Origin of the sequence: Schlesneria paludicola DSM 18645 (assembly GCF_000255655.1) — a bacterium.
Lineage (GTDB): Bacteria > Planctomycetota > Planctomycetia > Planctomycetales > Planctomycetaceae > Schlesneria > Schlesneria paludicola.
In genome coordinates this window covers 1,599,785-1,621,329 of the sequence record NZ_JH636434.1, presented here as the reverse complement: position 1 = coordinate 1,621,329, position 21,545 = coordinate 1,599,785, and the positions used below count along the sequence as shown (strand labels likewise).

Sequence of the window (21,545 nt, the reverse complement as noted above, 5' to 3'; positions counted from 1 at the left end):
CATCAACATTGCCGACTGATCCTACGCGGCGACGGTCACATTAACAAAGCGAAGTCGCCTCGTGAGAAGCGACTTCGTCGCAAGCAGAAACCCAGCACGTTGCGAATTGATCGTGGCTGGGAGATTTTCATTACTGGAATTGCAGGTTGATCGGGCTTCCCTGAGACATGTTGCCCAGGTTCTTCCATGTGGTCAGGTCGATATTCACGCTGATGATTTTCACGCTACCATCGGCAAGCAGCACCTGGACGAGTTGATCGTGTGGACTATCGGCTTCATCGTAGTGAATGCCGGTGTGTGGTGCATTGCGGCAACTGAACATCGTGGCCGGGCCACCCCAGATCCAGCCATCGGAACTTCGTTGCTGGATGTTCGGGGTTGCGTTCTGGAAGATTCGGCGTTCAGAGACCATCATCACATTCGACGTCCCGTCGGTGATGTCGCGAAGGCTAACGAACGAATTCACGCCAAATACGCCGATATTCATGTTGAATTGGGTGTAAGGCGACGCTTGATAGGTCACGCCCGTCAACGAGTTGAAGGTATTCACGACAGTCAATTGCAACTGTGCGGGCAGCAGGGCATACGTCTGACGATCGACGACGGCGTTTCCACTGATCGTGGTTCCGTCACGAAATGTGATTCCCGACCCCGTGCAACCCGCATAGTCATTCCCGCCCTGAGTCCAGGCAATTCCGAGAGTCGACGGGTAGGTGGGATCAGAATCAAGTCGTTCACACGCGGCGAACGTGCTGCTGGCGAGCATCGTCGTACGTCGGCTAGGGCAATAGTAGACAGCCAGATCCGTCCGAGGAGGATAAATGAAGTTCAGGTCTTGCGTCGTGATTGGGTACTCGCCGTTCGTTCGTGCGTTGTCACCGTACTGGTAGAAGTTGTACAGCGATCCCTGATCGAGCATTGGCAGGATCTGAAGCATCCAGCTCGTACCCTGGTAGGCCAGCACATTCAGATTGCGACCGGGGGCCAGAAACTTGGCTTCCGCCGGATTGACATAGCGTCCAACCGCGTCGGCCGGCGGATTGAAGCCCGGGTTGACGCTATTGTTGATTTGCCCGGGGGGCAGGGTCCGGTGCACGTCGTGGTAGTTGTGGAGAGCCAGTCCAATTTGCTTGAGGTTATTTTGGCAGGCGGTGCGACGGGCGGCTTCACGCGCACGCTGAACGGCGGGAAGCAACAGGGCGATCAGCATCGCGATGATGGCGATGACGACCAGAAGTTCGATCAGGGTAAATCCTCGCTGACGCTGTCGGACTGGCATAACGCGCTCCTCAAAACATGAGAAAAAGAGCTATTGGTCAATGCCGCCAGGATCGGCCCGTAACAGGTCAACCTGTTCGACACAAAAGAACCATGAACAACCAATTCCGTCGAGTTGGTGATCGACTCCGTCTTCGCGCCTCGCGCGGCCATCATCACCTGCTGAACGCACTTTAGTCAAGAAGATTTCAGCAGTTGTGTCGACGCAATGCAGACGGATTCCAGCAAGCTAACGTTGTCGAAAGGTCCATTTGAGGGCCGCTTTGCGATGTGACGTGAATCGGGCGACCTTAGGCAGGATTCGGCGGTGAGTTTCTGACGGGGGACGCCAGGCTTTTCTATTCTGTCGGACGTTGGGTATTCTGCTGATCGCGAAATCAGAACGGGCCAGTCCGCCAGGAATCTCGGCAGCGACCTTGCTTGGCCGATTTGCGGCCGCTGGCCACTGCGAACGACCAGAAAAACAAGCGTTGAGGAAGAACTGAAGATGCGTGTCGTGACGTTTGGGGAAGTAATGCTCAGGATGATGCCGTCGGGTTGGCTGCGACTGTCACAGGCGCTTCCGGGGTCTCTGGATGTCACATTCGGTGGTGCGGAAGTCAACGTGGCGGTGTCGATCGCCCGACAAGGTGGCCAGGCGGCCTATTGCACCGCATTGCCCGACAATCCGTTGACCGACGCCTTCGTCGCCCAGCTTCGGTCGTTCGGCGTCGATACGAGTCTGATTCTTCGCTCAAACGAAGGGCGATTCGGGATTTACTTCGTCGAGAATGGGGCAAACCAGCGCGGGGGGACAGTGACGTACGACCGCGGCTCATCGACCATTTCTCTGATGCCCGGTTCCGCCTACAACTGGGATCAAATCTTTGCCGATGCCGACTGGTTTCACACCACCGGGATTACTCCGTCGCTCAGTCGTGAATCGGCCGATGCAGCGCTCACGTCGGTGAAGCAGGCAAAACAGCGGAATATTCCGGTGTCGTGCGATCTCAATTTCCGCAAGAAGCTTTGGAATTGGGAGCCGGGGACAAAACCCGCTGCCTTGGCCCGCCGAACGATGGAATCGATGCTGCCGTATATCGATGTCCTGATCGCCAACGAAGAAGATGCCGACCATGTACTGGGAATTCGTGCTTCCGGTACCGACGTCGACGCCGGTGAATTGAGTTTGACCGGCTACGAAGATGTTGCGCGTCAGATTGCGACCAAGTTCCCAAATCTTCGCTTTGTCGCGATCACCTTGCGAAAAAGCCTTTCCGCCAGTCACAACGACTGGGGAGCGATGCTGTACGATGTGGCGAAGGGTAAGGCCCTGTTTGCTCCGACGGATGCCGCAGGTCAGTATTCGCCCTACGAGATTCGCAACATTGTCGATCGCGTGGGAGCGGGGGATTCGTTTGCAGGGGCACTGATTTTTGCATTGAAGACGCCTGAACTTTCCGATCCGTTGACCGCTCTGCAGTATGCGGTTGCGGGAAGTTGTCTCAAGCACAGCGTGCTGGGCGACTTCAACGATGTGACCCGTCCTGAGATTGAAGCTTTGATGAAGGGAGGCGGGCGCGGTCGAGTCAGCCGCTAAGCTCGCATCAATGGATTCAGTTGGTTCAGAGCGTATCGCTTGGCCATCCGGCCTTATCCGCGTATGCTCTGTGCCGACCGAGTCACTCCAAACCGTTTTCAGACCAATTGAATTCGCGGCACCACGCCGCGTGTGCCCCATACTCTATTTAGATAAACGCTCAACCATCATGTACCGAGTTCTTATCACGGATGATCTGTCCAAGGCCGGCCTCAAGATTCTGGAAGAAACACCAGGAGTTGAAGTCGTCGTTCGTAGCGGCAAACACACGCCCGAACAAGTTCGCGAGTATCTTCGCGATGTCGATGGTATCATCATTCGCAGTGCAACGCGTCTAACGCCCGAGATCCTGAAGGATCAGCCACGGCTGAAGGTGATCGTGCGAGCGGGTGTGGGGGTTGACAACATCGACCTTCCCGCCGCCACCCGCGAAGGGGTGGTTGTCATGAACACCCCCGCAGGCAATACCACGTCGACTGCGGAACAGGCGATGGCGCTGCTGCTCAGTTTATCACGCAACATCGCACCGGCTGCGGCGTCGATGAAGGCAGGCAAGTGGGATCGAAAGAGTTTCACAGGAACCCAATTGGCCGGTAAGACGATCGCCGTCATCGGGTTGGGACGCATCGGATTGACGGTCGCACGCCGCTGTCTGGCATTCGAGATGAAGGTGCTGGGGTTCGATCCGTTCCTCTCGGAAGAACGAGCCCGTTCCGAAGGGATCGAACTGTATCGCGACATCGATGAACTGGTTGGCAAGTGCGACTTCCTGACCGTACACACGCCGATGACACCCGAAACCGAAGGGCTGATCAACGCGGCTCGCATCGCCAAGATGAAAAAGGGTGTGCGGCTGATCAACGGGGCCCGCGGCGGCATCATCGAAGAGAAGGCCCTGTTCGACGCCATTCAGTCGGGACACGTGGCAGGCGCAGCGCTGGACGTGTTTGTCGACGAGCCTCCCAAAGACTGGTCGCTGGCTCAGTTGCCGCAGGTTTTGGCGACACCGCACTTGGGAGCGTCAACGGACGAAGCCCAGGAACTGGTGGCCGTGGAAGCGGCGGAAATTATCACCGGATTCCTGGTCCGGAATGAAGTTCGTCACGCCGTCAATATGGCGCCGATCACCGCCGCAGAGATGGTCGACATGCAGCCGTACCTCGACCTCGGTCGTCGGTTGGGGCTGCTGTTGTCACAGCTCAACAAAGGCGGTGTTCGCAGTGTGAAACTGCAGTTCAAGGGTGAAGCCGCGAACAAGAAGACCAAGCTGATCTCGAATGCATTCGCGGCCGGATTGCTGTCCAACGCGCTTGCCGACAATGTGAACATTGTCAACGCCGATTTGCTGGCGAAAGAACGTGGCATTGAAATCAAAGAAGAGCTGTCGCACGAAGTTGGTGATTTCTCGACGTTGCTCTCGGCGACGGTCCTGACCGACAGTGGTGAAATCACGGCGGCGGCCACGATCTTTGGAAAGCAATTCTTGCGGCTGGTTCGAATCGATCAGTTCCATCTCGATGCCTATCTGGATGGTCTGCTACTAATCTACAAGCATATCGACAAGCCGGGCGTGATCGGGTTCATTGGCAATATCTGCGGCAAGCATAACGTCAATATCGCGCATATGGCGCTGGGACGCGAGCGCAATGAACAAGGCGGCGACGCGATTGCCGTGTTGAATCTGGACAACGAACCCGATGCGGCGACGCTGACGGAAGTTGCCGAACACAAAGCGGTGACGGGCGTGCAACTTGTGAAATTGCCCAAAGCAGGCGAACCGTTGCCCTGGCTGGTTAGCAAGTAGATTTCCGGCAAGCGGTACCCGTCGCGGGTCTCTCGTTCCCAAGCTCCCGCTTGGGAACGCTCATTAAGATCATCTGTCGTTCACCGCCTGACGAGGATCAGATTGAAAGCAGCGTTGCCAAGCGGGAGCTTGGCAACGAGGTTCTCGTGGAGAGTCGTGTTTCGACCTGACTCCCCGACGAATCAACGAGAATTGCCTCACGGATCAGAATACGCGGATACAATTCAGTCTCCGCGTATCGGTTGTGGAATCGTGGTCTGTTCTCTCTAGCGTCTTCTGTGAACCGTTCTTTGAACCGCCCTCGTCAGAACCAACTGTTTTCTGAAGACGAGCTTCCTGCCAATCTCGAAGCCTGGGAAGTTGCTGCGTCCGTTGATCAATTGATTGCGGACGTTGTGTTCAATCGTCCGCTGACGACAATCTATCAGTACATCGTCCCTGAAGGCTTGCGTGACCTGATCGGACCCGGTCAGCGCGTGCAGGTACCTTTTGGTCGTGGCGACAAGCTGACTGATGGATACTGCGTCGGCCTGCAAACGACCTTACCCGCGGGCCGCACGTTGAAGACGCTTGCGACTGTGCTCGATCGCGAACCACTGATCGACAGCCGGATGCTAACGCTGACGCGTTGGATTGCGGATCGCTACTTGTGTGGTTGGGGACAGGTCCTGGAAACCGTGATCCCCAAAGGGGTGAAGACGAACGCAGGGACGCGCGACATCACGTTCTACGTTCTGGCGGAGCGTGTACGCGGACTTCTCGGGCTGGCTTCTGAACCGGCTGTCCAGGACACAGGGGCCGTTGCCCCGGCCGCGCCGGCCGACGTGGCAAAGGCACTTGATGCGCTGAAGCTGCGAGCGAAACAGCGTACGGTGCTCGAGGTGCTGATCGCGGCCAATCGGCCAATGCCCGTGGACGAAATCTCGAAAGCCGCGGATTGCGGTGTTTCGCCGATTCAGTCGCTGCGCGAGAAAGAGTTGATCGTGCCGGTGCGCGAACGCGTGATGACGCCACTGGCACCCGCAACAATTGAAGCACACCGCGAACTTGTCATGAACCCGGATCAGATGCGTGCGGTCAATTCGATTCTTGAAGTGGTGCAATCCCGGAAGCATCGAACGATGCTGCTTCACGGTGTGACGGGCAGCGGCAAGACCGAAGTCTATATTCGCGCAATTCAAGAGATCGTCAGCTATGGGCGTCAGGCGATCATGCTTGTTCCGGAAATCAGTCTGACACCTCAAACCATCCGGCGTTTCCGGAGCCGATTTTCATCGGTGGCCGTGCTTCACAGCCACCTGACGGATTCCGAGCGTCACAGCTATTGGAAACAGATCGCCAGCGGCGACGTCCAGGTTGTGGTCGGTGCCCGCAGCGCCATCTTTGCACCGACGCCCCACCTGGGGATGATCGTCATTGACGAAGAGCATGAGACAAGTTTCAAACAGGACAATACCCCGCGCTATCACGCTCGCGAGGTCGCACGTCACCGGGCCGAGATCGAACAGATTCCGCTCATCCTCGGATCGGCGACCCCCACACTTGAATCGTGGAATCATGTGATTGATGGTCGTGACACGCTGCTTTCGATGCCTCGTCGCGTCGAGGATCTGCCGCTTCCGCCCGTCGTCATCGTGGACACCCGAAACGACGCCGCGATTGGCAAAGGATCGGCGATTGGACGCAACCTGTTTCAAGCGATGAATACGGCCCTGAAAGATGGCGGTCAGGTCATTCTCTTTCTGAACGTGCGAGGGTTTGCGCCCGTTTTGTGGTGCCGAGGTTGCGGGCAGGGGGTGAAGTGTGCTGATTGCGATGTGACGTTGACCTGGCACAAGCAGAAGGCCATTGCACTGTGTCACTCGTGCAACTTCTCGATCAAGCCTCCCGCCGTTTGTCCTGAATGTGGTCGACCGGGACTCGCCTATCTTGGCTTGGGAACAGAACGGCTTGAGCATGAGGTTCAGGCTCGGTTTGCGGACTATCGATGTTTACGAATGGACAGCGACACCATGCAGAAACGCGGAGCGCATGACGAGGCACTGGAGAAGTTCCGGCATGGCGACGTGCAGATCCTGTTGGGCACGCAGATGATCGCCAAGGGGCTTGATTTCCCCAACGTGACGCTGGTGGGTGTCATCGATGCGGACACGCTGCTGCATCAGCCTGATCTCCGGTCCGCCGAACGCACGTTTCAGCTCATTGCGCAGGTGGCAGGCAGAACAGGGCGAAGTCATCGTGGCGGACGTGTGTTGGTTCAGACGGGGTCGCCGACGCAGTACGCGATCACTCGAGCGGCGCAGCATGACTACTTGGGATTTGCCAAAGAGGAACTTGCGCATCGTCGTGCACTGAAAGTTCCGCCCTATGCACATCTCGCACGTGTGATTTTGCGGGGTCCCAAGGAAGAGGAAGTCCGGGAATACGCGGCGAAAGTGGGCGAGCTGATGCGCGTCGCCGCGAAAGATTTGGCCGCTGATGTCAAGATCCTAGGCCCGGCACCTTGTCCCGTCACGCGGCTCAAAGCGAACTTTCGCTATCACCTGCAACTGGCGGCTTCGGAAGTGGAGCAATTGCGATTGGTCTGGCTACAGGCCGCGCCGCAATTCCCGAGCCATCCGAATGTCGAGTACCAGATCGATGTCGATCCATTGAACTTTCGCTAAGAAGCCAAAATGGCGTGAGTCGCGTTACGGTCATACGGCTCGCGAATGTCAGGCGCGACTTCGAGCATGGCCGGGGATCACGACATCCGTGGCACCTTGTTCGGCCTGATGAATTAATTGAGCCATCTCCCAGGCCGATACGTAGTGATAGCGGAAGTTCGGCTGCGCTCTGTGACGTTCGGCCAGGTCGCGATGAAACTGCTGGTAATTGGGACCGAGCAACATGTCGATATTGCCCGACTTGCAGCCATGCGTATGCAGCTTTGCAAACCGCCAGTTCGGTCGCCCCTTGACCGTCACTCCCGCTTCTATCCAAAGCTTGGTTCGCTGAATCGTGGGCGGATGATTTGAAAGTAGATCGCCATTTTCAATCTTGGGGACCAGGCCAAACTTCTTGCGTGACCAGTCAAACAACAGTGGACCCTGGACCATCAGCAGGCTGTCGTTGGGGGCCGTCTTGCCGACTTCGGCGCGAATGCCGCGGTCGTGTGATTTGCGCTGCCCCGGTACATCGAGTGCGTAATAGAGACTGTTAATCGTCGTGGTCTGCGTGTCGCTTGGGGCCGAAGGCATGGTGAAATCGGCGTAACAACCCGTCTTCAACAGGATCGGAATCTCGTGATCGACGCCGCACCATTGGCCGTCGCGGCGAGAATTGCACAGGCACCAATTCCCATGAATGAACCCATACACGATCTCGTTCGTGACGGGATCGCGACGAAGGAGCCCATGTCGGTGGTATAGCACCTGCCGGAATGAATCGAGTTTTTCTTCGAGTCCTTCGGGCGTATCGTCGTGATGATGCAAATGGACGTCGACTTCTCCGAAGCCTCGTTCGCAAAGCCGTGCGAGGACATCCAGATACTCGGGCCGGTACTGGTCCTGCGGATAGAAGAACGTGTGTCGTGGCGGTCGTCCGTTGACGTCCGTGAATTGTTCAAGCTGCCGTGGGTATTCGTCATGCCAGCGCTGTACCCGGGACAGGGCGGTCTCGACTGTCGGGTTGCCCCACTCAGGTTCGTAATGGTCGCACACCGCGATGAACAGATCGAGGGGTTCCTCATCGACATTGATGCGCGGCGTGACTTCAAGCGGAAAAACGTAGGCGGGAACCCACCGATCGAGACCGATGGCGCGCAGCTTTCCCCATATGAACCATCCGGTAGCGGCCAGCAGAGACAACAGGATCATGACGATCACGGTCACAAACACAAGAAACTCCTACTTCTGCCAAGTGACGCGATAGCGTGATCGAACCGCGTCCCAGAGCGCTAGGGCCGTCGTATAATTCAGTGTCAAGAACATCAGTGACGGGCCGCAGATGGCCGCACGTCGACCGATCACTTGAAAGAACCATCCAATCGCTGCCGAGGCGAAAAAGGTGACCTGCGCGGCGAACAGCAGGCGGTACAAGGGGTGTGCGAGCAGTGTCAGGTTGGTCAAGAACGCTGTGACCAACAGGATGGGCGAAGCGAGTCGAAGCAGCTTGTGCGAGACAAACTCCAGCCACAATGGATTGCGGAGCGGCGAGAGCCATTGCGGAAACAGTTGAATTAGCTGCGCCGCACCGGCAATGGTCCGACGCTTTCGTACGGACTCTTGCCGCGTCGATTGTGAAGGCTTATCAAAAATCAGTGCCCGGGGCTCAAATACGCAAAGTGCCCCCTGCTGAACGGCCAGCATCGGAATCGCAACATCGTCCAGAATCGTTTGTTCGGGAATCGGACGGAAAAGAGATTTTCGAATGACGTAGCAGGCACCGGTCGCGCCGGGAACACCTCGAAAATGACTTTCGGACCGACGAATGAACTTCTCGTACTTCCAATAAAATCCGATCCCTTGTGCGGCCGTCGTTTCACCGGGGGCACTCCGAAGGATCAGCTCGCCCGAGACCACACCCACGCGTGGATCGGCAAAGTTCTCGAGTAGCCGTTCAAGGCAGTCATGATCGAAGTCTTGCCGGGCATCGGCGAGCAAGACGAACTCGCCAGTGCATTCCGGCACAAGATCGTTGAGGACTGCAGGCTTGCCGCGACGCATGGCGAAATCGACTGCGCGGACGCGTGGATCGGGATAGGATTGAGTCGTCGTGACCGTGTCGTCCGTTGAACCATCCGAACCAATCAGAATTTCTTGAATCCATTGCGATTGGCTGCACGAGAACAGACTTGCCAGTTTTCGCGGCAGATTCTTCGACTCGTTATGGGCGACGATCACGATCGACAAGGTTCGTGGTTCGCTCTGTTTCAACTGAGGCCGAGGAAATCGCCTCGCGCAGATCCACATCAAAAGTGGGTATCCGGCGTAAATGTACCACAGCCCAATCAGGCTGAGCCAAAGCAGACATTGCGAACCAATCGTCATGGCGCCGCCTTTCCACCCTGGGGCGTGCGGTCTTGCACGAGGTGTTCGAGTGTTTTTACCAAGTGCCGTGTTTGCGTCAGGCGACTGTATTCATGAATGTCATTGCGGGCGTCCACTGCCGAGCTGAGCGCGCCCGACAAGCGGCTTTCGATCCAGTCCGCGATTCCGTTGACGTTTTGAGGTTCAATCTGACCTTGGGGAAAATACCTGCGGACAATGTCCGCAGTTTCACCGCGCGGTACGATCGCCAACAGGTCTTTGCGGATCGCCAGGTATTCGAACAGTTTGGCGGGCACGACCCGTTCCGCACCGATCACATCGCTGAGCAGCAAACAGACAGCGTCTGTGGACCGCAGCCAGTCCAAGACTTTGGTGTGATCGCAATAGTCGATCAGTTCCAAGCGGCATCCCGTGTCGTTCAAACGCGCGAGGATTTTCGACTGCTCAGGAGTCTTCCGTCCGACACAGACGAGTTCCAGTTTCGACACCAGTTGGGGTGCACGCACATGTAAGGCCATGATGGCGTGGACCAGCGGTTCAATGGTGGTCAGGTTCCACAGCGTACCGGTGTAGACCAGACGGAAGTGAGAATTCGACTGGTGCGGGCTCTGTACCGACGGACTGATGTCGGCGAAATCTTCTTCGTCGAAACCGTTGTAGATCGTTTCAGTGCGGGTTGCGGTGCGACCGATAAGTGCCAGTTTCTCGGCGAGATTGGCGGTACTGGCTTTTGTCGTCGCCACGACGGCGTCGGCCCGCCGAAGCACGTAGTTTTGCATTCTGTGCTGGACGCTGCGCGAGAACCAATCTCGCTGCGCGTTTTCGAGATAGCGGCCGCTCATGTCCCATTCGTCTCGAAAATCGAGAATGAGAGGTAGTCCGAATTCTCGCTTCAGGGCGGTGCCAATGAAGAAGCTGGAGTACGCGGGGGCCGTCACCAGGACTGCGTCGTGATGCAATTCTCGCAAGACCCGACGGCCGACCTTCAGTGCATTGGGCACCCACAAGACCTGGGGATCGGGTTGCAGTGCCAGCTTGACCGCCTGCTTCACCAGTCCTTTAAGTCCCGATTTGATGCGTGAGACAATTCCCGGATTGCCGGAGCTCTCCGATTGAACCAACCCTTGCTTCGTGCGGTAGTCGGGCTCCCAGGTTCGAGCCCGCAGCACGAGAACGTCGTCAGGAATATCGGCTAGCAGACTCTCGTCTCTGGTTGGAACGGAGGCATTCTCGGTTGTCAGGACCGTGACGTCCCAACCGAGTTGGCGGAGATTCTTGACCCATTTTACCGGCCTCTGAACGCCTGCTCCCCCGACAGGAGGAAAATTGTAGGCGACAAGCAGCAGCCGACGCGTCGCGGGAACGGGAGTCGATTCATCGGCATTCGAAGTCTTGGCGGTGGCCGTCATCATCGTTGCGGTCTGTAAGGGGTGTGCTTGACTCGTGGCGAAAACATGACTTTGACTAGTCTGGGCGATGGAATGTGGCGGCGCGTTCAACTCGACAAATCTGCAATTCAAACGACTGGTACCAGGTCGACTTTCCTCGTTCCTGCGCGACACGATGTTCTGCGTGTTGGCGCCAGGCGGAAATCGCTTCAAGCGTCTTCCAATAAGAGATCGTGATTCCCAAGCCGTTTTCGTCTCTGACACTCTCAATTTTCAGGAATCCGGGTTGTTCCCGCGCCAGTTGCTCCATTCGTTGAGCCATTTCGGCGTAACCGGAATCGTCGACGTCGGTTCGTACCGAGGAAAAGATCACGGCGTAGTACGGCGGCGTAATTGTTGCTACCGCCTGTTGCGCATGCACGGTCATGTCCGTGCTCCACTCGAGGTCGTCTCCTGACGGGCAACTGCCTGGTCCTGACGTTTCCATTTGCTGACCGGAATCGTCTCGAACTGCTTGAAAACACCGCGCGTCGCGAGTGTCTCGATGACCTGAACTGCATAGGGATGAATGTCGTGGAGCAGGACGATGTCGCCATCGCCTGGTCGATAGGATTCGCACCATTTTGTGGCATCATCGACACTTTGCATGCGATAGTCTTTCGGGTCGACATTCCACAGCACGACCGTCTTTCTCGCACGCCACAACCCCAGTAGTTTTGAGAGGTTGAGTTCACCTTTCGGAGGACGCATCGTGGTCATCGTCCGCCCTGTGAGCTGTTCCACCAGTCGGTCTGTTTGCTGAATTTCATCCAAAAATTGAACTGCCGAGGTCTGACGCGGCTCTGAGTGCGTGTAGGTGTGATTGGCAATCTCGTGTCCCGCCGCCGACATTCGCTGCAACAAATGCGGGTATCTTTCGGCATTCTGGCCGACGACGAAGAATGTGGCGCGAAGTGCTAGGCGATCGAGCAGGTCCAGCAGTCGCGGCGTATGCTCCGGATGGGGACCGTCATCAAACGTGAGGGCGATTCGCGGTTTTGATCCCGTCGAGCGAGGTCCGTGCACGAGCAGCCGACGACGCGGGACGCACGCGGTGAGAGCTTGTTTCAGAAATTGTCGAATGGCATTCATTGTCGCGTCTTTGCTCAATCAGGGACCGTAAAGGACGCCTTCGCGTTCCCTCGGGATAACCGCATTGTCGTCATATCGCGGAGGCTGCCGGGGAGTGATTTGGACCGAGGGACTTGGGACAGTCTCGATGTATCGTACGCGATCGCGACCAGCCACTGCCGATTGATCCCCGTTTGCAATCCTGGCCTGGATGGCCTGGCGCAATTGGTAGTGTTCGCCAGTACGTGCTCCTTCGTCTTCGGCTGCCAAAGTTTCGGCCGGGGTCGGAGTCGTAATGTGTGATTGAGACGCGGTCGAGGTGTCCGACCGTGTGTTCGAAGACGGATTCGGATCGTTTTCATGCCGCGACCGTTTCGAATCGGGGCTCGTGATGCGTCCGGAATGGATCGAGCGCAGCAGCGCCGAAAAGGATTCAGCGGCCTGTCGGACCGTTTGGGGTTCGAAGCGTCGCGATCGACAAGGAAACGTTTGAAGTCGGGGAAGTTGATCGGCGATTGCATCGGCGAGTGCGACCGGGTCGGCAGCTGGAACGAGACGATCGAAGGTCTCGTCCGTGATTTCAGGGATCCCGCCCACGTTTGATGCGATAAATGGGGTTCCGCTCGCAATGGATTCGAGCAGCACATTCGGAACCCCTTCCGAGAGGCTGGTCAGAATCGAGAGATCGGCTGCGCGATACCATTCGGCAAGTTGCGCGGGTGACTGCGATCCACGCAATTTGATCGTCTCTTCAAGACCGTGCTGATCAATCTGCTGTTCGATCGCGGGGCGAAGCGGACCATCGCCAATGATTTCGCAGCGGAATTGAATGCCACGATCCACCAGCAACCGGCAGGCTTCGATCAGGTACTTGTGACCTTTGACGTCAACCAGTCGTCCGACATTGAGCAAGATCGGGCGATCGTTGGGAATCCCCAATTTGCGACGCGCCAGTGTGGTGTCTCCGTCATGAAACAGGTGACGGTCGATTCCCCGTCGTGATGTGAACACCTTCTCAGACGGGATGCCGTCGAGTAGCAGGACATTGCGGATGTCTTCCGAGACGGTCACGACGCCATCAGCCGCCCGAAGGACATTGAGAATCGAATCACGGCGTGCCCCGCTTCGTCCGTTAATGAGCACGTCGCTGCCGCCCACCATCGCCACGGCGCGGATGCCGTGCTGATGTGCCGCGGCGACGGCCACTTCGCCATCGGGATGAGTCCAATACGACAGCACAATGTCAGGGCGAAACGCTTCGAGCGTTCGATGCAAGGTTCTGCCGACACTCCGCCGCATGAAATCACCGTAGTGCGTCCTTAGCAACTTGGGTGTGTAGTACCAGGTGCAGTATTGGGTCGTCACGCCGGGCACGGCCTGAAATGTCGAATCGTTCAGGCCACGCGGCAATTGTCCCGTCAGACTCGCCTTCCAGACCTCGGTGAACGGAACGGGTGACACGACCTGAACGTCATGCTGCGTGGCCAGTCCCGCAATCATGGTGCGATTGAACGTCCCGAGAGTCGGGGTGATCGGATTGGGAAATGCGTACGAGAAGAACAAGATTTTCATCGGAATCACCGTCCTATCTGATCGGAGGAATCGGCTTGATCTACGGAGTTCGCGGTGGTGCTCGCGGCGGGTGTCGCTGCCTGAGCCGAATGATGGCCATACCGCAACCACTGTCGGACTTTCGTTGAAAGTCCACAGGCGTCAATGGCGGACCGAACGGACGAACGGACGCTGCGGCAGGTATTCAAATATGACAGCGCCGAACCCGCACGCCAGGTACGCGGAACCAACCACAGTGTCTGGCTGCGGCCGGAATTGGTTCCAAACTTGCGTTTGTATTCTGCGTCGCCGCCACCGAAATCAAACCAGTTAGGCTTTTGGTGCTGAAACAGATCCACAATGATTTGCTGCAGCATTGTTTCACCCGGTGACAGCAGGCTGAACTCGGCGCAGTAGGCAATTTCTTCATAACGGAAGCCGCCTGCGTGCTGGTGGCAGATTGCGAACGCGGCAGGTTTCCCTTCAATTCGCATCAAGTAGCTGCGCAGGAAACCGTGTTGCGCCAGGATCGACAGCAATTGCTTTTCGGTTTCGTCATTCTTGATTCTGAGCCCGAACTGCCGGGACTGCCAGCTTTGCTTTGAGATCTCGTGGGCCGCAGCCAGGAATGCCGGCAACTGTTCGACGGTGGTGATGCGCTCCAGCTCCATGGCACCAATCTTCTTGAGACGAGTGCGGAACGCATACCGCGTTCTTCCGGAAAAGCGGTTCCAGTAGTCCTGTTCGTTTTCGGGAAAATCAATTCGCCATCGTGCCTGAATTTCACGAACGGGGAATCGTTGAAAATTGTGGACACCGGGCATCAATGCCGCGTGCGACAAATTGGACTGTTCGTCCAAGTCTTCGATCAAAAGAAAGTCGGCACCCGCTTTCGCCGAGTGTGCGACGGCTGCAGAGAGCAAGCTCGACTGTGTTTCAAGCGATTGGTCGGCGGTCAGGAAGCTGCCGCCCACCAATCGCAATCCTTGAAGTGACCATCCTGGGCCGATGCCTCCGACTTGGTTCGTTCGAATTGTTTTCGGGACGAGCACCCCAATCGCGTCGCATTCCTGCTCGGACCCATCACGCAGAACGACGGGGTGAATTGCACGGCCGATTGGCTTGGAGCGGAGTTCGGCCAGAACATAGTCGGGATGCTGGTAGGGATTCGCCACGGGATCGCGATCAAACAACGCGGCCCAGTCGGAAATGGCGCGATCGTGATCGGTTGCAAACGCGAGAATCTCGCGTCGCGTGGTCGTCGGTGATGGCAGTTGTTCGGTCATCGTCATGTTTCGACAATTCTTTGGGGACCGCGGGTTGCTTGGGGTGAGTCCGTCTAATCGTCAGAGATCAGATGGCGTGCACGACGACTTTCAGTTTTCCTGCCTTCGTCAATGGGATCTCGTCAACAAGCTGAAGCTGCACGTCGACCACCGTTCCCGCACATCGACGGATATCCGACAATAGCCGTTCCCGTTCGGCCAGCGTCAGATTTCCCCCTTCGACAACCAGCTTCAGTGTGATTTCTTGGATGGTTTCTTGAATGACCTGAAAGCGTCGGATGCTGGGATAATCTTTGATGAGATGCGGAAAGAACTCGCCTGGAATTTTGCGTCCATCGGGGGTATCGAGCGTATCGAGCTGCCGACCGACAACCTGTTTGAGCAGCGGCAGGCCGCGGCCGCACGGACAGGAATCAAATCCCGCAATGGCTCGATCGCCGTTCACGTAGCGAATGAAGGGCATGCCGAAGTTAAACAGATCGGTAATGACGACATTTCCTTCGGAACCCGCGGGGGTCGGAGTGCCGTCGTCGTTCAGTACTTCGACCAGCAGATTTTCCATGCTCAGATGCAGGCCGCAATGTTTCTCGCATTCCGCTCCGATCAGCATGAATTCGCGTGAGCCGTATGTTTCAAAGATCGGTGCGCGGAAGATTTGCTCGATCAGTTCACGCTGAAACGGATGAAGTTTTTCAGCGCCGACGATGATGGATTTCGGCGCGACCGGCGTCAGGCCTTCCCGCTGCAGATAGCGGGCGAATTCGTAAAGTGGGTTGGTATAGGCGACGATGACGTCTGCACGGTAACTGTTCATCCGCTCGAAATGTGATCGCATCTTGTCTGGCGTAAATTCAAAGCAGCTCAGCACCCGATGGTTGTCGAACCGGTGATGCAGATCGGTCTTGATTCGCTTCCAGGTGGGAATGTTTCCCACGGGCGTTCCCCAGACATACAGCTGCCGGGTGCCTGGAGCACCGCCGGCCCAGTTGTAGCCTCGCCACATCATGGCGGTTCGCCGGTCATTGCTTCCGCTGTCGAGATCAAATTGTAACGGTTCACCGCTGGAACCGCCCGTCGCCTTCGTCATTCGTTTCACGGCGGCGGTGGTGCGCATGGCCAGGCGATTCTGGCGAATGGTTTCTCGTGTGATCAGCGGCCAACGCTGAAAGTCGTTCAACGACTGCAGTGATGACACGTTCATACTGCGTGCACTCCAGTCATCGCGATAGTACGCGCAGGTGCGATCCGCATGTGCTAGCAGTTGACGCAGTGCCTCGAGCTGCCGTTTTTCGAGTTCGTCACGGCTCAGCCACTGAGTCTGTTCTGCATTCCGCCAATGGGTCATCGTTTGGCGGCGCTTCACCACACCATCGAAAAATGGCAACAGCAGATGTCGATACAGTTTGTCGTACATGTTGATCGTTTCGTTTTGCATGCCGATGAACGGTCTTGTGAATCGTGTGATTTCACAGGGGCAGCGGCGCTTTGATGGGGGTGATGCGTCCGGTGAACTCGATCTGTTTTACAATTGACTCGCGGGCTTCCAACGCAGTTCTCGGTAGAGCTGTTCGTAGTCGGCGGCCATGCGGCGAACGTCGAAGCATTCACTGACACGTGCCCGACCCGCCTGCCCCATCGAAGTCCATTGCGATTGATTGCGACACATCATCTCGATGGCGTCCGCCAGCGCCTGAGGGTTCTGCGCCGGAACCAGGTACCCCGTTTTTTCGGGCAGTACGATTTCGGGATTTCCACCGACCGCCGTGGCAACGACGGGCAGCCCAACTGCCATCGCTTCGAGAAGCGTCAGTGAAATCCCTTCTGTCAGTGACGAACAAATAAAGAATCCGGATTGTGGGAGCAACAAGGGAACATCCGTTCGTTCGCCCAGGAACTGCACCTGCTGTTCGATCCCCAATTCGGCGGTGATTTGATCGAGTCGTTGTCGTTCTGGGCCACCTCCCACAATGACCAGCCGAAAATCGGGACGCCGTTTGACAACTTCCTGGACGGCTCTGAGGAGTGTTGGGAAGTCCTTCTCGGCCGACAGCCGAGCGACCGCGATGGCCGACATGTGCTGTGCCGGGCCCCGATATGCAAAGTCAGACAGGTCGATGCCATTCCAGATCCGCCGAACTTTGCCGGCCGGGACGTGATCGGCATTGATGCAAAGCCCCGCGGCGTCATCCGAGACGGCGATGATCCGGTCGACCAGATGGCTGGCCCACCGAAACTGCGTGCGTGATTTCCAGCCGTGTCCTGCACGCTGCCCATGACGCGTATTCACGACGACAGGGACTCCGGCGAGTCTGGCGGCGATACTGGCATACAGGTGGGGATAGGTGTTGTGGGTATGGACAACATCGAACTGTCGCTCACGGAAGAGCTTCCGCATTTGAGCGATTTGCCCCCACCGACCCGCTGGATTCAAGAGATGGACGGTACCGCCCGCACTGCGAATCTCATCGGCGAATCGTCCGACTTCGCGAATGGCGATAAATTCCGGCAGGCAAGCGTCCCGATTGTGATGTCGCGCCAGATCAGCCAGGATTCGTTCGAGTCCTCCCGTTTTGAGCGTCAAGCTGACATGGCAGACGCGCAACGGTCGTGACGGATTCTCGGCGGCGGGTTGGGTTTTCAGCGGTGTCGCGGCGAGGACCATTTCGATTCGACTTTCGGATGACAAGCGTGATGATGAATTGCGTCAGACGTCTTTTGGCGGGTCAATATTCTTCACGGGTGAGCGAAATGTTCTGCGGATGGCGTGCTTAACGGTTCTTAGCCCATCAATCAGGCTGTGTTTCAGGCTAGGCCGACGATAGACAGCCCAGGCGAGCGGGGTGCTATGCGTCGACAACCGTCGCTTGTGCGGCGAATCGCCTGCGAGAAAATCGACTGCATCAAATCCGCGTCGTCGACTCTCTTCAATCAACATGTAGTCGACCACAACCCCCGCGCTCAGACGATGATCGGTCGGTAGGATCCGCCCGCTCTGATAGATACAGACGCGGTTCTGGTCGATCAAAACCTGATTGCAGCCAATTGTGCCTTCATCGCTGCGGACGCGAAAGAGTCCCATCAAGCCAAGAGGGACCAGCCGATGGAGTAGGTCGAGATGGAAATCGTGGAAGATGCGACTGGAATAACAACCGGGTTTCCCATCCGAGTTCCAGCGGGCCTGATGCAGTTCGGTCAGCTCGGCAAAAATGCGTTCGGCGTCCGCTGCGGTTTCAGCCCATTCGCATTGATTCGAACCAGCCCGGCGCAGGCTGCGGCGAATCGCGGACCGTGTCTGCGGGCCGAGAAGTGTGAGCGGATCGACGTTGTTCTCACGCGCGGTCTTCACGTCGAAATACCGCGCCGGCTTGATGACTACCGTCCAGCGCGGATCGGCGGTGATCCAATCGCGTACATCGTCTTCATGAAACCCATCCAGCCGAAATTCTTCCCAGTCGTATTGCTGGCCGGCCCAGGTCCAGATTGCCCGTTGAAATTCGAGTCGATCTGTCGGTTGGACAAGCAGGGCGTTGTATTCCACACACGCGGAATCCATTTCGGGTTCGCCTGCGGTCCCCAAATGGTACGTTTGGGTCCGAATTGGGCCATTTCGCTGGCCGATTCCTTGAGTGATCAGCCCAATTCCGCAGGCGACCTCTCCGCGATAGGCCACGGCGAATTGATGCGGAATCAACTGTCCAAAATGGCTCAGCCATGTCTCGGTCCAAACGGATGAGACCATCATGCGTGTCGATCGCAGGTCGCATTCGACTTTTTGCCAGATTTCCATCGCAGCCGTCCGCGACGTTGCCGGCAAGATCTCCAGGCGCAACGGGGGCACAGGTTCGGCAGTCGGCTGCTGAATCGTGGTCTCGGACACGAAGCTATTTGACGATGAACTCAAGTCCCTGATTCCCTATCGAGCCAAAATCGCGGTGAAAACGTAGAGACCGGTGAACATGCATCCGCTCGCGACAACGAGGCGAAACAGATGTCCACGGTTCCAAATGACGAGCGGTTCGCCCGCATCGGTGTAAATCCAAACCAGATTGAGATAAGACGCACAGGTGCCGAGAACCAGGTAGGTCGGCACGACGTAGCAGCGCGAGAGCGAACAGAGTGCGGTGGCCCAGCCTGCGAGCAGGGCCACGATGAACGGTCGCATGCGCAACAACTCAGGATTCTCGATTTCTTCAGGAATCCGAACCATCCGGTAAAGCTGCATGGCCGCAAAGAAAAATCCACCAAAAAAGAAAGTGCCTCCGACAATCCCGAGTTCAACGTACGCGTGAATGAATGAGTTATGGGCGACCAGTCCCGCAACATCCGGGTAGCCACCCTGTCCAATCCCAAACAGAATGTCGGGAGATTTCAGGGCATCGAATCCGTCGCGCCAAAGTTGAATTCGTTCTTGTCCGGTTCCTTCTTCAAGGTCGACCTCGGTTTGGCGGCTCGCGACGAACGGCAAGGCACAAGCTCCCGCCACGGCTGCGACGGTCGCCACCTTTCCCCCGTAGCGGCAAATGATGTACATCAATCCTGCAACACCACAGGCAAGTAATCCGCCTCGAGATTTGGTGCAGATCAGGCCGGTGAACAAGATCGAAAGTGGAATGAGCCAGCCGAAACGCAAACTGCCGAAAGATTTGTCGGTCAGAAAATACGCACAAAGGGTTCCGGCGAGCATGACGGCCGCAGCCAGATCGTTGGGATCCTGAAAGATACCCGTGCCGCGCATCCGAAGGACGGTGACGACTTCGCCTTCGTCCGTCACGCTGTCGTTGTCATCGAGATGCTGAATAAATTCGAAGTCGACAATCTCAAAAAAGTCTATGACACACAACATGACCATGGTCGTGGCACACATCGCCACCACCAGCATGAATCCGCGCAGACGCGACGGTGAATTGACGACCGTCACGAGAAGTCCGTAGTAGATCAGTGTTTTAACGAACAGCGTCGCCCCTTCGATCGCACCACCGATGTAGACGTGTTGCAGGTGAGAAACGATGATCGCAGGCAACACCGCCGTAACGCATAGCGTGATCGGCTGCCGTTGCAGATAAAACCAACTGAAGTGTCCTTGAATCGATTGAAGGCTGAGGAACAGCGTCGACAAAATCAGTGATTCGTAGATCGGCCAGTCGGCCAACCAGATAAACAGTTCGGCCGGGCGCAAAAACAACGTGGCCGTCGTCAGCGTGAATAAAAAATAGCACAAATTGGCGATCGACTTATCGCGCATGCTTCCGCTCGTCCAGCTTTCCGCCGTCTGGTGGTCTTCGTCAATCGTGGTGATTCAGAATCGAGAACGTCCGGCCCAAGAAGTCCACGATGCATAAATGCAACATAGATCACAGTTCAATGACCCGCGGCAGATCCCTTTTGATCGTCTACCCTGTTCTCGCGTCGAATGCCGTTTGAAGGGCGGAAATCGGATATATCAATCAATCCGATTGTATCGAGAATGGTGGTGGCTCGGTTCTCAAAGATCTCGATATGGCTTCCTGCATCCGAAGCGATCCTCGGGGCAGTCCCAGTGTCGACTTGACGCCATGTGTACTATACATGCGTGCTCGTGATCGCCGATCACGTCAGGCGATTCGGCCTAATCGTTAAAGTCGGGTCACAGGGTGAACAGAAGTGGCTTTTACGGGATGCGACTTTATGCTTTAATGTCTGAAGCGTTTTTGTTCAGTTTTTCGTAAGGTGTGTTAAATGCTACCTTTAATTATCGCGAACTAAGGTATTTCCTGAAAACCTGAAGATGCGATTTTTCATGAGAGTAAGTACAGTATCGCAATGGGGGAGGATTCCAAAGGGTAGGCCCTTTCGAACTCGATTGATCATGAAGGTACCGAGATGACCAAACCAACGCTGACTTCCCGTCAACAAGAGATCTATGATTTCTTGCGCGAGAAGATTGTGACTCGCGGTTACGGACCAACTGTCCGCGAGATTGGAACGCAGTTTGAAATCAAGTCTCCGAATGGGGTGATGTGTCACCTGAAGGCGCTTGAGAAGAAGGGGATGATCTCGCGTGAATCGCACATGTCACGCGCCATTCAACTCTCCAATCCTCCTCATCCGCTGACCGAGTTGCCCTTCGCCGGACAACTGACGATTGGTGAGGTCTTTCCCGCGGGCAATCCTGAAGATCGCTTGGACTTCAGTGGATTGTTCAGCTCGACCGATCACTGCTGTCTGCGGATTCGGGGAACCGGCCTGCAAGAAGATCACATCGTCGAGGGCGATACGCTGGTGCTACATCGCCAGCCGACGTTCCGAGATGGTGATCTGGCCGTGGTGGTTTACGAAGACGGTTCGACAGGTGTGAAACGCCTGTATCAGGAAAGCCACCGGATTCGGCTTGAATCGGCTCGCAAGACCGATGCGCCGCAGTTCGTCAATCGAATTGTGGTGATCGGAATTGTCGTGGGCGTCATCCGACAATACTGATCTGTGGCACTTCTCGTCTCCGGCGACCTCTGGTCGCCGACGAGATGAATTCGTGTCATCGAT

The 21,545-nt window shown here is 56.6% G+C and carries 16 protein-coding genes; 4 read left to right on the top strand and 12 right to left on the bottom strand.

Going from position 1 to position 21,545, the window contains the following annotated elements; genetic code table 11:
* Positions 1–130: 130 nt before the first annotated feature.
* The gene (locus tag OSO_RS47625; RefSeq protein ID WP_010582904.1) at positions 131–1,279 is read right to left on the bottom strand and encodes a DUF1559 family PulG-like putative transporter; all 1,149 of its coding nucleotides are present in this window, start codon (positions 1,277–1,279) and stop codon (positions 131–133) included.
* A 486-nt stretch (positions 1,280–1,765) separates the two neighbouring features.
* Between OSO_RS47625 and OSO_RS0107975 the strand changes: the two genes are divergently transcribed.
* The 3 genes from OSO_RS0107975 (at position 1,766) to priA (ending at position 7,327) form a co-directional block, all read left to right on the top strand.
* Positions 1,766–2,857, top strand: coding sequence for a sugar kinase (locus OSO_RS0107975; RefSeq protein ID WP_010582903.1), 1,092 nt, complete (start codon positions 1,766–1,768; stop codon positions 2,855–2,857).
* 169 nt (positions 2,858–3,026) lie between these two features.
* Positions 3,027–4,661 carry a phosphoglycerate dehydrogenase gene (gene serA, locus OSO_RS0107970; protein ID WP_010582902.1) on the top strand — a complete coding sequence of 545 codons (1,635 nt, stop codon included), beginning with the start codon at positions 3,027–3,029 and terminating at the stop codon, positions 4,659–4,661.
* 290 nt (positions 4,662–4,951) lie between these two features.
* Positions 4,952–7,327 carry a replication restart helicase PriA gene (gene priA / locus OSO_RS0107965; RefSeq protein ID WP_010582901.1) on the top strand — a complete coding sequence of 792 codons (2,376 nt, stop codon included), beginning with the start codon at positions 4,952–4,954 and terminating at the stop codon, positions 7,325–7,327.
* Positions 7,328–7,375: 48 nt separating this feature from the next.
* Here the strand turns inward: priA and OSO_RS42635 are convergent, their stop codons facing one another.
* The 11 genes from OSO_RS42635 to OSO_RS0107905 all read right to left on the bottom strand — a co-directional run bounded on the left by OSO_RS42635 (position 7,376) and on the right by OSO_RS0107905 (position 20,268).
* A complete protein-coding gene (locus tag OSO_RS42635) occupies positions 7,376–8,539 on the bottom strand; it encodes a hypothetical protein (protein ID WP_010582900.1) in 1,164 nt (387 codons plus the stop codon).
* A 9-nt stretch (positions 8,540–8,548) separates the two neighbouring features.
* Complete coding sequence (locus OSO_RS0107955) at positions 8,549–9,691, bottom strand: glycosyltransferase family 2 protein (RefSeq protein ID WP_010582899.1); 1,143 nt, start codon at positions 9,689–9,691, stop codon at positions 8,549–8,551.
* Positions 9,688–11,103: a glycosyltransferase gene (locus OSO_RS0107950; RefSeq protein WP_029246771.1), complete on the bottom strand. Its 1,416-nt coding sequence runs from the start codon at positions 11,101–11,103 to the stop codon at positions 9,688–9,690. The genes OSO_RS0107955 and OSO_RS0107950 overlap by 4 nt, the downstream gene beginning before the upstream one ends.
* 52 nt (positions 11,104–11,155) lie before the next feature.
* Positions 11,156–11,506, bottom strand: coding sequence for an antibiotic biosynthesis monooxygenase family protein (locus tag OSO_RS0107945; protein WP_010582897.1), 351 nt, complete (start codon positions 11,504–11,506; stop codon positions 11,156–11,158).
* On the bottom strand, positions 11,503–12,210 hold the full coding sequence (locus OSO_RS0107940) for a polysaccharide deacetylase family protein (RefSeq protein ID WP_010582896.1): 708 nt from the start codon (positions 12,208–12,210) through the stop codon (positions 11,503–11,505). The genes OSO_RS0107945 and OSO_RS0107940 overlap by 4 nt, the downstream gene beginning before the upstream one ends.
* A gap of 18 nt (positions 12,211–12,228) precedes the next feature.
* Positions 12,229–13,761, bottom strand: a complete 1,533-nt coding sequence (locus tag OSO_RS47620) for a glycosyltransferase (protein ID WP_010582895.1) — start codon at positions 13,759–13,761, stop codon at positions 12,229–12,231.
* A 5-nt stretch (positions 13,762–13,766) separates the two neighbouring features.
* Complete coding sequence (locus OSO_RS0107930) at positions 13,767–15,032, bottom strand: GNAT family N-acetyltransferase (RefSeq protein ID WP_010582894.1); 1,266 nt, start codon at positions 15,030–15,032, stop codon at positions 13,767–13,769.
* A gap of 61 nt (positions 15,033–15,093) precedes the next feature.
* Complete coding sequence (locus tag OSO_RS0107925) at positions 15,094–16,440, bottom strand: phenylacetate--CoA ligase family protein (RefSeq protein WP_010582893.1); 1,347 nt, start codon at positions 16,438–16,440, stop codon at positions 15,094–15,096.
* A 108-nt stretch (positions 16,441–16,548) separates the two neighbouring features.
* A complete protein-coding gene (locus OSO_RS0107915; RefSeq protein ID WP_010582892.1) occupies positions 16,549–17,688 on the bottom strand; it encodes a glycosyltransferase in 1,140 nt (379 codons plus the stop codon).
* Between the two features lie 42 nt (positions 17,689–17,730).
* Positions 17,731–18,927, bottom strand: coding sequence for a GNAT family N-acetyltransferase (locus OSO_RS0107910; protein ID WP_010582891.1), 1,197 nt, complete (start codon positions 18,925–18,927; stop codon positions 17,731–17,733).
* Between the two features lie 12 nt (positions 18,928–18,939).
* Positions 18,940–20,268, bottom strand: coding sequence for an O-antigen ligase family protein (locus OSO_RS0107905; RefSeq protein WP_010582890.1), 1,329 nt, complete (start codon positions 20,266–20,268; stop codon positions 18,940–18,942).
* A gap of 617 nt (positions 20,269–20,885) precedes the next feature.
* On the opposite strand from OSO_RS0107905, the gene lexA reads away from it, so the two are divergent.
* Positions 20,886–21,482 (top strand): transcriptional repressor LexA, encoded by a 597-nt coding sequence (lexA, locus tag OSO_RS0107895; RefSeq protein WP_010582889.1) that lies wholly within the window; start codon positions 20,886–20,888, stop codon positions 21,480–21,482.
* Positions 21,483–21,545 lie beyond the last annotated feature (63 nt).